The sequence below is a fragment of the Bradyrhizobium sp. C9 genome, assembly GCF_002532045.1.
In the GTDB taxonomy this organism is placed as follows: Bacteria; Pseudomonadota; Alphaproteobacteria; order Rhizobiales; family Xanthobacteraceae; genus Bradyrhizobium.
This window is the reverse complement of the sequence record NZ_NWTG01000022.1, coordinates 108,900-121,506: the sequence shown is the minus strand read 5'-3', so window position 1 is coordinate 121,506 and position 12,607 is coordinate 108,900. Positions and strand designations below refer to the sequence as shown.

Sequence of the window (12,607 nt, the reverse complement as noted above, 5' to 3'; positions counted from 1 at the left end):
ACACGACACTTCACGAGCTACAAACAGGCGACAGATCACGAGCTACTGACACGGTCGACCGAGCAACTTGACACGTCGGGCAACTCAGGGATATTCTTCTAATATTCCGAAATTGCGCAGGCGGCAGCTCCAAGGCTTGTCGCACATATGCGGCTAGCCTTGAGCGCATGATGCGCCGTCGCTGGTCCGTTGGCGACGGGCTTGGCTCTGCGAGTTAGGTCATCCAGCCCAATCCAGGAGCGCTCAACCATGCTCACCGTCTATGGCGAAGGTCGCGGCTTCCGCGTCGTTTGGCTGCTCGAGGAACTGGGATTGGCCTATCGGCTGCGCCCGGTCGATCTGCTCGCAGCCGAGAAGGATCTCGATTTCCTTGCCATCAACCCCGCCGGCTTCATTCCCGCGCTGCAGGACGGCGAGATGATCATGGTCGAATCGATCGCGATCCTTGAGTACCTGCTCGCGCGCCACGGCTCAGGCTCGCTCGCCGTCGCCCCCGACGATCCCGCCTTCGCGTCCTATCTGCAATTTCTCCATTTGGGCGAGGCCGGGCTCGCCGGGCCGATGAACGCCGTCATTGTCGGTCGCCAACTGGCGCCCGCAGCCGAGCGGGATGCCCGGGTTACCTGCTGGGCTCGTGAGACCTTCGAAAGCCGGCTGGGGTTGGTTATCCGCCGCCTCGCGGATTGCCCCTATCTCGCGGGCGACCGATTCACCGCTGCCGATATCTCGGTGAGCTACGCGCTCCTGCTCGGCCTGCGAACCGGCAACTACGTCCCCGGTCCGACCGAGCGGGACTATCTCGCCCGCACGACGGCACGTCCGGCCTACGCCCGAGCGATGGAAAGCTGCCAGGCCACCAAGGCCTGGGCGGCGGGATCACCGGGATTGTAGTGCTCGCTTCATCGGAGCGGCCAGGCGAAAGTTCCTCATGGGCGTCTACCAATAGACCGAGCTTTTGGTCTTCCCACCGATACGAGCGCATCGAGCGATCCTCCGGCAGAATGGCAGGCTTTCAGACGGAGGGCGGCCAGTTAACGCGGTCAAGCGAAGCGCGTCAAAAGTCCTATTGACCGAATCTCTGCTTGTTCATAGTTTGTTCTTAGATGTGGTGTGCGGCATGGTGGATGACGCTGTGAATACGAAGACAGCGCGACTTTCTTCGGCCGGTGGCGTCGGCTTATGGTCGGTCGATGTCCAAGGAGCTTTTGAATCCCCAGAAGGCGTTCATTTTTCGGATTTGCCATAAGGGCAACATCGGAAGGGTGTTGAATGACGGTGGGTGTGTATGCGGGAACGACGCCAAGAACTCGAAGTACGTTGAGATCGGCAATCAAGAACTGATTGGGAAGCGCAGGGCGCACCCGGTGCCGTGCGGGCCGGGCGGAACCCTTGGCGACTACGTGCCGTTCTATTTCACGCCGTTTAGCCCGATGCTCTACAACATCAAAACCGGGTACGGCGGCATTCCGAAGAAACCCATCGAGGACATCGTTATTTTGATTTCCTCGCTGCACTTGCTGAAGGAAAAGGGCATTCCGTTCGTTTTCACAGACAGGCACGCGAAACTGAAGTTGGCGCAGTTTTCAGAGGATCTAGCCGATCTCGACTGGATCATTTGGCCGGAGTTGCAGGTCAAGAACTTCAAAAAAGACGATATGGAAAAGTTCGAAAAGTGTCAGGCAGAAGCCTTGGTTCATAAGAAGCTGCCGCTGAGCGCGCTACTGGGCATCGCTTGCTACAACGATGCGGTAAAGACTGAGATCGGAGCGCTATGCGATTCGAAAGGCCACAAGGTGCAAGTCGTCACCCGCAGACATTGGTTTCTCTGAAATGATCCGCTTCACACAAGGAAATCTCCTGGACGCAGACGCTCAAGCCCTCGTCAACACCGTCAACACGGTGGGCGTTATGGGCAAGGGTGTCGCTTTGATGTTCAAGGAAGCGTACCCCGAAAACTTCAACGCGTACGAAGCAGCTTGCCGGTCAGATGAGGTTCAGGTCGGCAAAATGTTCGTGACGGAACGTCGACAGATGTTCGGTCCGAAGTGGATTGTGAATTTCCCGACGAAAGCCCATTGGCGATTTCCGTCGAGGATGGAGTGGATCGTACAAGGCTTGGAAGATCTAAAGCTTGTCATCAAGACGAACGGCATCAAGTCGATTGCTCTGCCCCCCTTGGGTGCAGGCAACGGCGGTTTGGCTTGGAAGGATGTCCGCCCGAAGATTGAAGCCGCCTTGGGTGAGCTAGAGGGCGTAGACGTGCTCGTATACGAGCCGACAGCGAAGTACCAAAACGTGGCTAAGAGAAAGGGTGTCGAGAAGCTAACCGCGACTCGCGCACTCATCGCTGAGTTAGTTCGGCGTTATTCGATCCTAGGATTTGACTGCACGCTTCTTGAAATCCAGAAGCTCGGCTATTTCCTGGAACGCTTTGTCGTGAAGCTAGACCTCGACAATCAGATGAAGTTTCAGTTCTCCGCGAACAAGTTCGGACCGTACTCCGAGAAACTCAAGCACCTTCTTGACGGGCTTGATGGAAGCTACCTGCATTGCGACAAGCGCTTAGGCGACGCGGGTCCGTTCGACGTTATTCACTTCGATGACGCGAAGAAGGACAAGGTTTCCGCCTACCTAACGTCGCTTGATGTCAAGTCATTCCGACCGGCACTAGAGAAGACATCCGAACTGATCGACGGATTCGAATCTCCTCTGGGCATGGAGCTACTTGCGACAGTTGATTGGCTTGTCAATGAAGGAGCTGTCGAGCCGAACGTCGGTGCCGTCCGGGAGCGGCTCGCGAGTTGGCCCGGAGGGAAGACAGCGGGTGAACGAAAGCTGAGGCTATTCGAAGATCGTACTATTGAGATTGCGCTGTCGTCGCTTATGGACGCCGGGCTGGTACCGACCCAAACCAAGTAAGCGCGTCTTACTCTCGATTGAAGTGCCTTCGATGACTGAGGTCTACGACCCGCGCTGCATCGCGAATCTGATGCTGGATGAAAGCGAGCGAATTGGTCAGCCCCTGACGAATTTGGCGCTTCAGAAGCTATTGTACTTTGCGCATGCGATTTATCTGATCGAGCACGGGCAGCCATTGGTGTCCGGCTATTTCGAAGCCTGGGAATACGGCCCCGTCCATCCCACTGTGTATCAAGCTTTCAAAAGTGCCGGAGCTGCGCCAATCGGCTTCAAGGCTGCGCGGCTGAACATCGTAAAGGGCACCCGGCAGCCAATTGCAGCTCCAACCGACCCCTATGTCATTCGGCACGTGGGGCGCATCATTCAGTCCTACGGGCGAATGACACCCGGGCGACTAGTGGATATATCCCACGCGAGGGGGGCGCCTTGGCATTTTGTAGTAGACAAAGGCAGAACATCTTTGGCATTTGGGATGCGTATTCCCGACGAGGTGATTCGGGAGCGCTTCAAGCACCACAAGGTATCAGTCGGTAGCCAGCCTTCTGCCGGAGAGCCCAGTGAAGATACGCCCTTTACCTGAAACCGATCTCGCACGCATTGCGCCGCTATCGAGGGATGAGAAGCGACGCGCGCTGCAACAAATGCAATTTGGGCGCCCGCCGTACTCTTACGCTCCCGTCCGGGCCACGATCTCAGACGTGCTCAACATTCAATCGGACCTCATTGGGCCGATGCCAGCCACTCCGTGGGAGAAGATCGAAGGTACGATCCGCAGGAAGTCGAAAAGCGACGCGGAAGAGCAAGCAAATCTTCAGGTAGCAGCGGGGCTTTTCGACTTCGTGCAAGCCCGCGAGATCGTTGGACGACGACTCGACATCTTTCCTCTTCAGTTGGGAATTGGCACGAAGGTCGTCTTTTGGCAGCCCGTTGTGCTGACCTTCAATGAGCGTGCGCTCATTCCGTTCTTGGACCCTCGACGCGCCAAGGGGCTAACCGCCAATGGACGGAGGTTTGTCTTCTCCGTCATGCACGAGCGCATTAGGGCCGCCGATCCGGACTTCGCGGACGTAACGCTCGCAATTGTGCAGTTCGCTCGTTCAAAGAACGGGCCGCGCACGCCAGTGATATTCACTGACGAAAAGATCGAGCTGTTCAAGTTCGATGAACTTGACCAGATGGTCAGGGAAACATACGAGCTGTGGACGGAGATTCTCGAAGGGCGGACGGCGGAGACTCGTCGCCGCAGCGCTGGGGGCGGGGGGCTCTTCTCCTAGTTCTTCTAATTGGGTAATCACCTACGCCAGCGGCAACCATCCTCCGGCATCGATACTGTGATCGTCGGGGCGAATTCCTTGCCGGTGAAGGTCTAGCAGATGCGGACGAACGTCGAACCAAATGGCTTCGACGATTTGACAAAAGTTGCTTCTTCGCGTGCGCATATCTGCGCGGTGCTCTTCGGGCGCTAACTGGTCCGCATTCGCAATGTAGTCGATGCGCTCTGCCAAGCTCAAGGGGCAGAGCAGCGTCAGTCCGGGACGCCGGCCGCCCTCAGCGTCTCGCGATAAGTCGCCGACATCGCTTCCACCGGGAAGGGGATCCGCGCCAGGAATCCGGAGATCGAAAACTCCGGATCGACCTTGAGCAGTTCGCGCGCGATTTGGGTCGCGCGCTCGGTCTCGCCGGTCTTGACCAGCGCCACGATCAGGACGCGTAGCGCGACCGCGAAGCGGCGGTTCTGCGCCAGCGCCTTGTCGGCCCACGTCACCGCCTCAGTGAAATTCTCGTCGAGCACCGCGCAGATCGCCAGCGCCGCGGAGGCGAACCAGCCGCGGGGGTCGCGCGGGTTCAGCCGTTGCGCGCGCTCGATCATGGCGCGCCCGGCCTGCTGGTTGCCGCGCATCGCCTCGATCCAGCCGCAGAGCACGAGCGCCATCGCCGAGTTCGGGTTGATCGCCAGCGACCGCTCGAACAATTCGCGCGCCGGCTCGATCTCGTCGGCCATGTTCCAGATCGCGAACGCCGCCATCCACAGCACCTGCGGGTCACCCGGCGCGAGCTCGACCGCGCGCCAGGCCTGCGTGACCGCGCGGTCCCGGTAGGCGTCGTTCGGCTTCAGCCAACCCTGGACATGACGCATCGCGTGGCAATAGGCCGACGCCGCCAGCGCCGGCGCGTAAGCCGGATCGAGCGCCAGCGCCCGGTCGAGGCAGTCGAGCGCGGCTTCCATGCTCGCGGGCGTGAACTCGTACCTCAGGCTGTACGCGCGCAGCAGCAGGTCGTAGGCGTCGAGCCTGTCCGGCGGCGCTGTCCGCACCCGTTCGGCTTCCGCGACCAGCAAGGTCGGCTCGATGGCGCCGACCACGTTCTCGGTGATGCGGTCCTGCAGGGCGAACACGTCGGTCGCCGCGCCGTCGAACCGGTCGGCCCACAGATGCGCGCCGGAGACGGCGTCGATCAACTGTCCGGTGATGCGCAGGCGGTCGCCGCCGCGGCGGACGCTGCCTTCGAGCACATAGCCGACGCCGAGGTCACGGCCGACCTGGCGGATGTCGACCGCCTTGCCCTTGTAGGTGAAGGCGGAGTTGCGCGCGATCACGGTGAGGCGGCTGCAACGCGCCAGCGCCGTAGTGATGTCCTCGGCGATCCCGTCGGCGAAATAATCCTGCTCGGGATCGCCGCTCATATTGGTGAAGGGCAACACCGCGATCGACGGACCCTCGCTTGGCCGCGACGCGGTGGCCTTGTCCGCAACCGGATGATCGACCGCGCTATCCTCCCTGACATCGCCGACAAAGCGGAGCCCCTTGCGGGGCAGGGTGCGGATCAGCCGCTGCTCCTCGCCATTGTCGCCGATCGCCGTCCGTGCCGCATTGACCCGGCTGGAGAGCGTCGCTTCCGAGACGATCCGCCCATGCCAGACCGCCGCCAGCACCTCGTCGCGGCTGACCACGCGGTCGCGGGCGCGGATCAGGAACTCGAGCAGGTCGAAGACTTGCGGCTCGACGGCCACCAGGGCATCGCCGCGGCGCAGCTCCCGGCGCCCGGAATCGAGGGTCAAGTCGTTGAAACGGTAGGTCAAATCGAAGGGTCCGGCGGCCGGCGGCTGAATGCGGGGCGGAACCTAGCACAGGCGGCGTGGGGCCAAAATCACGACGCTCTGAAGGATAAATCCACGTCCTCTGAAAGCGGACGGGGTCGGCCTCTGCGATAGTCGATCCCGACACCAGACTTAAGGAGATCGCCATGTCCCAATCCATCAATCAGCAACGCCGCCGCTTCCTCGGCATCGCAGGCGGGATCCTCGCCGCATCCAGGCTCGGCTTGATCGGATCGGCCCAGGCGCAGACCAAGGCGGCGTTGCCCGCGGTCAAGGCCGGTGGCCACACCGCGATCGGTCCGGTCAAGCAGATCAATGCCGGCGTGCTCGATACCGGTTATGTCGAGATGGGCCCGGCGTCGGGTCTCGCGGTGATCCTGCTGCACGGCTGGCCCTACGATATCCACAGCTATGCCGACGTCGCGCCGGCGCTGGCGGATGCCGGCTATCGCGTGATCGTGCCGCATCTGCGCGGCTACGGCACCACGCGCTTCCTCGCGAGCGATACGATGCGCAGCGGCCAGCCGGTCGCGGTCGCCGCCGACATCATCGCGCTGATGGACGCGTTGAAGATCGAGAAGGCCGTGCTCGGCGGCTACGATTGGGGCGCGCGCACCGCGAACATCATGGCGGCGCTCTGGCCCGAGCGCTGCAAGGCCATGGTGTCGGTGAGCGGCTATCTGATCGGCAGCCAGGCCGCCGGCAAGATGCCGCTGCCGCCGAAGGCCGAGCTGCAATGGTGGTACCAGTTCTATTTCGCGACCGAGCGTGGCCGCGAGGGCTATGCCAAGAACCGGCACGATTTTAACAAGCTGATCTGGCAGCTCGCCTCGCCGCAGTGGAAGTTCGACGACGCTACCTACGACCGCAGCGCTGTTGCCTTCGAGAACCCCGACCATGTCGATATCGTGATCCACAACTACCGCTGGCGGCTTGGTCTCGCCGAAGGCGAGGCGAAGTACGATGCGTTCGAGAAGACGCTGGCCCAGGCGCCCGTGATCGCGATCCCGACCATCACGATGGAGGGCGATGCCAACGGCGCGCCGCATCCGGAGCCGGCAGCCTATGCCAAGAAGTTCTCCGGGCATTACGAGCATCGCCAGCTGCCCGGCGGCATCGGTCACAACCTGCCGCAGGAAGCGCCGCAGGCCTTCACCCAGGCCATCATCGACGTCAGCAAGGTCTAAGCCGCGGGCGGACAACGGAATCATGAAACAGGTTGTGAAATGGGCAGCTGCCGCGATCGCGGCAGCCTGCATCAGCGCGTCATTGCCGTTCACCGTCGGACATGCCGATGATGCGGCGCCGGCATCGCCGATCTTCGGCGTGAAAATTCCGGACGGCTATCGCGACTGGAAGCTGATCGCGGTCGGCGAGGAGACCGGGCTCGACGAACTGCGCGGTGTGCTCGGCAACGCGACCGCCGTGAAGGCCTATCAGGACGGCGCCGCGCGCTTCCCCGACGGCACCGTGCTGGTGAAGCTCGCCTGGAAGCGCAAGCCGGTTGAAGGTCTCAACGGCGCGTTCGTCACGGGGCCTTCGACCACCGTGCAGGTGATGGTCAAGGACTCCACCAAATATGCTTCGACCGGCGGCTGGGGCTTTGGCCGCTTCATCGACGGCAAGCCGGTCGATGCCGCCCAGCACGAGACCTGCTTCGCCTGCCACGAGGCCCATGCCAGCGATCAGGATTTCGTCTTCACGCACTACGCGCACTGAGCGCCGGCAATATCGGTGTGGAGACCGTCGCGGTCCGATCTGGCGCTATGATGGCTGCGGGGCTAGTTTCCCCGCAGCAATCGCATGCGGGGAACGGCTTTGACCATCACCATCTACGGCATCAAGAACTGCGACACCATGAAGAAGGCGCGCGCCTGGCTCGATGATCACGGCGTCGGCTACGACTTCCACGATTACAAGACCGCCGGGATCGGCAAGGACAAGCTCAAGCAGTGGAGCGACGAGGTCGGCTGGGAAGCGCTGCTCAATCGCGCCGGCACCACCTTCAAGAAGCTGCCCGACGCCGACAAGGATGGTTTGAACGAGCGCAAGGCGCTGGCGCTGATGGCCGAGCAGCCCTCGATGATCAAGCGTCCGGTGCTCGATCTCGGGGGCAAGCGCGTCGTCGGCTTCAAGCCCGATATCTATGCCAAGGAAGTGCCGGCGAAGGCGCGCAAGAAGGGCTGACGCTTCTGGGCGAACCCTGGGGAGTTTGAATCACAAGGTGAGGCAATCGCAACGCTTCCAACCCGGCTCCCCGGCGCGCACGGGCAGAAGCGAACATCAACCTGGCAATAGTCCTCGCCGAGACCCTCGAAAATGACCCGCAACGGACTTGACACAAGCTGGTGTCGCGAGCCTTGTTCCCGATGGTAAAACCTGCTTGTTGAACGCCATGGGCACCGTTCGCAACGTCGAAGGCGATTTTCCCCAAGGTGGGGGCGAAGCTGCCGCACTCATTAGGTCTCTCGACTGGTCTGCCACCAGCTTGGGGCCAATCGCGGACTGGCCAGCACACCTCAAGAGTGCAGTCAGCCTTATGCTGCCGGCAAAAGCACAGATCGTGCTGTTCTGGGGGCCGGAGTTTGTGGCGCTATACAATGACGCCTATGCACCGTCGATAGGTCAGAAGCACCCAACGGCTCTTGGACGGCCTGCACGCGAGAATTGGGCCGAGTTGTGGGATGATCTGGAACCGCTACTTAGAGGCGTCCTCAATACCGGCGAAACTGTCTTCGCCAAGGATCGTCCCTTCTACATCGAGCGCCACGGCTACCCAGAAACAGTTTACTTCGACATCTCCTATTCTCCTGTTCAAGACCTGGCGGGCGAAATTGGCGGCGTACTCTGCATCGTCAGTGAGACGACCGAACGTGTAGCTGCGCAAGAGCGCCAACGGCTGCTCGCTCGGGAGGCAAACCATCGCGTAAAGAACATGTTTGCCGTTTTCCAAGGCATCATAAGTTTGAGCGCTCGGTCGGCTCGAACGCCGCAGGAAATGGCTCAATCCTTGCGAGGCCGCCTGAACGCTCTCATGCAAGCCAAGGATCTCATCCGTCCCGGGATTATGGGTACGGAGACCCACAGCGAGCGAACGACCGTGGGAGACGTCGTCCGAACGGTCTTGCGACCGTACGAAGATGACACGTCTCGCGAACGCATCATCCTAGGGGGACCCACTGTGCCCGTGGGTGTGATGGCCGTGACCGGTCTCGCTCTCGCGCTGCATGAAACCACGACCAATGCGGCCAAGTATGGCGCGCTATCGGAGCCGACCGGTTCGATCAGTGTCACATGGGTGACTGAGGGCGGCAACTTACAACTTGATTGGAAGGAAACAGGCGGCCCCGCAATTGTCGCTCCGCCATCAGCCAAGGGTTTTGGGAGCGTGCTTGCGGAGCGCAGCATTTCTGATCAGCTCGGCGGCAAGGTTGAGCACAATTGGCTACCGAGCGGGCTCAGGTTGAGGGTTACGGTTCCTTTGGATCGTCTTGCAGTCTGAGGCTCTGCACGCGCCTAGATCAGCTCGACTGAATCCTCGCTCGCCGGACGCTCCGCCGGCACGAACCTGCGGTCGATCACGGCGCGGACCGTGACGACGGGCACGGCCTTCGCCTTCACGCCCATCAGATTGTGCAGCCGAAACCCGCCCTCGATGCTGATCGCCTTGTACGAGCCGATGATGTGTTCGACGGTGTCGCCGTGTCCGAACGGCAGCAGCAGCCGTTCATAGGAGACGTCCTTGCCGTCGGCGTCGGTGAGCTCCGCAACCGTGTAGGTCGGACGCTTGCGCGCCAGGCAGGCGCGATAGGACAGGATCACGCCGGCATAGCGCTCCGGGCCGATCGCGTCATCGAGGTAGCGGTTGGTGCGCAGCCGCGGCTCGACGTGATCATTGCCATAGGCCGTCGTCAGCCGCGCGCCTTCCTGCGTGATCAGGAAGCGGGCGGTCTCACCGCTGCCGACGACGTCAAAGCCCATCATGTCGGCCCGCTCGTCGGCGGTGCCGTCGGTGTGGAAATCGCACAGCAAGGGGAGGGCGTCCGGCATGCGCAGCGCGCGCAGCCAGGCGTTCAGCAGCACCCGCTGCGTGATCGATTTGACCACCGATGGATCGGCGCTCCTGAATGGCATGGGCTAGCCGAACTCAAGCACATCCCCGGGCGGGATGCGGCCGGGGGCACGGTGGAACAGGTCGCGGTCGATGATCGCGCACAGTCTGAAGTTCGGCAGCGTGTCGTTGCCGCGCATCAGATTGCGGATCTCGAAACCGCCGCTCTCGCTGATCGTCTTCAGCGAGGCGACAAGATGCGTGACGGCGCCGCCGTCCGAGAACGGCAGCAGCAGCCGTTCATAGGCCACGACATGACCGTAGATGTCGTCGATATCGGTGATGGTGTAGGCGGGCAGCCGCCGGGCGATGCATCCATGGTAGACCGGCATCACGACCGCCGCGAGCCGCGGTCCGAGATAGTCGTCGAGCAGGCGGCCCTTGCCGCTGTGTCCGTAAGCGGTGGCCATCCGCGTGCCGTCGCTCTCGATCGTCAGTTGCGGCGGCTCGACTGCCGCGTCGACGGTGAAGAACACGGTGTCCGGCAGATCTTCCTCGATCCGCTCCGGCTGGAATTCGTCAATCCGCGGGATGGTTTGGCCACGGGCATAAAGTCGCAGCCACGTGTTGAGAAAATCACGTTGCCGGATCGACTTGATGACCGAGGAATTGGTGCTCTCGAAATGCAAGGCTCTGGCCGTTCATATTCCAATGGCAGCAGCTTCGGCGAGAGGCGGAAATATTCTATGAAAAGGAAAGTCGGGAGCAAAACACCCTTAATAGTGGCTTTCCGAGGCGCAAAGTGCGTTCGAAGGCCATTCGACTAAGGATCAACCGGAACTGGTCGCGCCAATACTGCACTGCACAGCTTTCCACCTTGCGTAACCGCCGCAGATGACGGCATATTCCGGCCCGGAGGCGACAGGCCCCCGGACGGTTTCCAAGACGTACGGACAACCTGTCGGACACGAAAAAAGCTGGCCACGCGGGCGACGGGCTTCGCGGCGATGGCGTATGGGGGAATCTATTTGGCCGATGAGTTCATTCTCGAAACCAGCGGATTGACCAAGGAATTCGCGGGTTTCTTTGCCGTTCGCGACGTTGCGCTGAAGGTGCGTCGCGGCAGTATCCATGCGTTGATCGGGCCGAACGGCGCCGGCAAGACCACCTGTTTCAATCTGCTGACCAAATTCCTGAAGCCGACGGGCGGGCAGATTCGCTACAAGGGCCAGGACATCACCGCGATGCCGCCGGCCGACGTGGCGCGGCTCGGGCTGGTCCGCTCGTTCCAGATTTCGGCGGTATTTCCGCATCTGACCGCGCTCGAAAACGTGCGCGTGGCGCTGCAGCGCCAGCACGGTGCGTCATTCGATTTCTGGCGCTCGAAGACCGTGCTCGACCGCTTCAACCCGCGCGCCCATGAGCTCTTGAACGACGTCGGCTTGAGCGAATTCGCCAACACGCCGGCGGTCGAGATGCCGTACGGCCGCAAGCGCGCACTTGAAATTGCAACGACGCTCGCACTCGACCCCGAGATGATGCTGCTCGACGAACCGATGGCCGGCATGGGCCACGAGGACATCGACAAGATCGCGGCGCTGATCAAGCGGATCTCCGCCAAATACACCATCCTGATGGTCGAACATAACCTCTCGGTGGTGGCCAATCTCTCCGACATCATCACCGTGCTGACGCGCGGGCAGGTGCTGGCGGAGGGCAACTACGCCGACCTCTCCAAGGACGAGCGCGTGAAGGAAGCCTATCTGGGAGCGGGTCATGGCTGAGGCAAAACTGGCGGAGAGGCCCGTGGCTGCGGCCGGCGCCGAGGTGCTGACGGTCGGCGATCTGCAGGCCTGGTACGGCGAATCGCACATTCTTCACGGCGTCAATTTCAACGTGCGGGCCGGCGAGGTGGTGACGCTGCTCGGCCGTAACGGCGCCGGCAAGACCACGACCTTGAAGTCGATCATGGGCGTCATCGGCAAGCGCTCCGGCTCGATCCGTTTCGACAACAAGGAGATCATCCGCGCCACCTCGGACAAGATCGCGCGGCTCGGCATCGCATTCTGCCCCGAGGAGCGCGGCATCTTCTCGAGCCTCGACGTGCGCGAGAATCTGTTGCTGCCGCCGGTGGTGCGTCCGGGCGGCCTGCCGCTCGACCAGATCTTCACGCTGTTTCCGAACCTGAAGGAGCGTCTCACCAGCCAGGGCACCAAGCTCTCGGGCGGCGAGCAGCAGATGCTGGCGATTGCGCGCATCCTGCGCACCGGCGCGCGCTTCCTGATGCTGGACGAGCCGACCGAAGGGTTGGCGCCGGTCATCATTCAACAGATCGGGCACACCATTGCGCGCCTGAAGTCGCAGGGCTTCACCATCCTGCTGGTCGAGCAGAATTTCCGCTTCGCCTCGACCGTCGCCGACCGCTACTACATCGTCGAGCACGGCAAGGTGATCGACGGCTTCGCCAATTCGGAGCTGTCGGCCAACATGGACAAGCTGCATACCTATCTCGGCGTCTGAAGTCGCCCGAGCCAGAAAAT

14 protein-coding genes are annotated in these 12,607 nt (G+C 61.7%); 11 read left to right on the top strand and 3 right to left on the bottom strand.

Going from position 1 to position 12,607, the window contains the following annotated elements:
• The first annotated feature begins 249 nt into the window (after nt 1–249).
• From CO675_RS31495 to socB, 5 genes are all read left to right on the top strand, one after another.
• Nucleotides 250–891, top strand: a complete 642-nt coding sequence (locus tag CO675_RS31495) for a glutathione S-transferase family protein (RefSeq protein ID WP_097675660.1) — start codon at nt 250–252, stop codon at nt 889–891.
• A 299-nt stretch (nt 892–1,190) separates the two neighbouring features.
• Nucleotides 1,191–1,829 (top strand): type II toxin-antitoxin system toxin DNA ADP-ribosyl transferase DarT, encoded by a 639-nt coding sequence (darT, locus tag CO675_RS31490; RefSeq protein WP_097675659.1) that lies wholly within the window; start codon nt 1,191–1,193, stop codon nt 1,827–1,829.
• Nucleotide 1,830: 1 nt separating this feature from the next.
• The gene (gene darG, locus CO675_RS31485; protein ID WP_097675658.1) at nt 1,831–2,919 is read left to right on the top strand and encodes a type II toxin-antitoxin system antitoxin DNA ADP-ribosyl glycohydrolase DarG; all 1,089 of its coding nucleotides are present in this window, start codon (nt 1,831–1,833) and stop codon (nt 2,917–2,919) included.
• 31 nt (nt 2,920–2,950) lie between these two features.
• Nucleotides 2,951–3,499, top strand: coding sequence for a type VI toxin-antitoxin system SocA family antitoxin (gene socA / locus CO675_RS31480; RefSeq protein WP_097675657.1), 549 nt, complete (start codon nt 2,951–2,953; stop codon nt 3,497–3,499).
• A complete protein-coding gene (gene socB, locus CO675_RS31475; RefSeq protein ID WP_097675656.1) occupies nt 3,477–4,193 on the top strand; it encodes a type VI toxin-antitoxin system SocB family DNA replication inhibitor toxin in 717 nt (238 codons plus the stop codon). Before socA ends, socB begins: the two co-directional genes overlap by 23 nt.
• A 251-nt stretch (nt 4,194–4,444) precedes the next feature.
• Here socB and CO675_RS31470 read toward each other — a convergent pair whose 3' ends face one another.
• Nucleotides 4,445–5,998, bottom strand: coding sequence for a winged helix-turn-helix domain-containing protein (locus CO675_RS31470; RefSeq protein ID WP_097675655.1), 1,554 nt, complete (start codon nt 5,996–5,998; stop codon nt 4,445–4,447).
• A 164-nt stretch (nt 5,999–6,162) separates the two neighbouring features.
• Here CO675_RS31470 and CO675_RS31465 point away from each other — a divergent pair, with 164 nt between their 5' ends.
• From CO675_RS31465 to CO675_RS31450, 4 genes are all read left to right on the top strand, one after another.
• Entirely contained in the window at nt 6,163–7,203 is a 1,041-nt protein-coding gene (locus tag CO675_RS31465) for an alpha/beta fold hydrolase (RefSeq protein WP_097675654.1), read from the top strand.
• 22 nt (nt 7,204–7,225) lie between these two features.
• The gene (locus tag CO675_RS31460; RefSeq protein ID WP_097675653.1) at nt 7,226–7,735 is read left to right on the top strand and encodes a cytochrome P460 family protein; all 510 of its coding nucleotides are present in this window, start codon (nt 7,226–7,228) and stop codon (nt 7,733–7,735) included.
• Nucleotides 7,736–7,834: 99 nt separating this feature from the next.
• Nucleotides 7,835–8,203, top strand: a complete 369-nt coding sequence (locus CO675_RS31455; protein WP_097675652.1) for an ArsC family reductase — start codon at nt 7,835–7,837, stop codon at nt 8,201–8,203.
• A 148-nt stretch (nt 8,204–8,351) separates the two neighbouring features.
• Nucleotides 8,352–9,518: an HWE histidine kinase domain-containing protein gene (locus CO675_RS31450; RefSeq protein WP_143279177.1), complete on the top strand. Its 1,167-nt coding sequence runs from the start codon at nt 8,352–8,354 to the stop codon at nt 9,516–9,518.
• A gap of 14 nt (nt 9,519–9,532) precedes the next feature.
• Here the strand turns inward: CO675_RS31450 and CO675_RS31445 are convergent, their stop codons facing one another.
• Both CO675_RS31445 and CO675_RS31440 read right to left on the bottom strand, forming a co-directional pair.
• Nucleotides 9,533–10,150: a hypothetical protein gene (locus CO675_RS31445; RefSeq protein ID WP_097675650.1), complete on the bottom strand. Its 618-nt coding sequence runs from the start codon at nt 10,148–10,150 to the stop codon at nt 9,533–9,535.
• Nucleotides 10,151–10,153: 3 nt separating this feature from the next.
• On the bottom strand, nt 10,154–10,756 hold the full coding sequence (locus CO675_RS31440) for a PAS domain-containing protein (protein ID WP_097675649.1): 603 nt from the start codon (nt 10,754–10,756) through the stop codon (nt 10,154–10,156).
• A 339-nt stretch (nt 10,757–11,095) separates the two neighbouring features.
• Here CO675_RS31440 and CO675_RS31435 point away from each other — a divergent pair, with 339 nt between their 5' ends.
• Nucleotides 11,096–11,851, top strand: coding sequence for an ABC transporter ATP-binding protein (locus CO675_RS31435; protein WP_097675648.1), 756 nt, complete (start codon nt 11,096–11,098; stop codon nt 11,849–11,851).
• Nucleotides 11,844–12,587 carry an ABC transporter ATP-binding protein gene (locus CO675_RS31430; RefSeq protein ID WP_097675647.1) on the top strand — a complete coding sequence of 248 codons (744 nt, stop codon included), beginning with the start codon at nt 11,844–11,846 and terminating at the stop codon, nt 12,585–12,587. The genes CO675_RS31435 and CO675_RS31430 overlap by 8 nt, the downstream gene beginning before the upstream one ends.
• Nucleotides 12,588–12,607 lie beyond the last annotated feature (20 nt).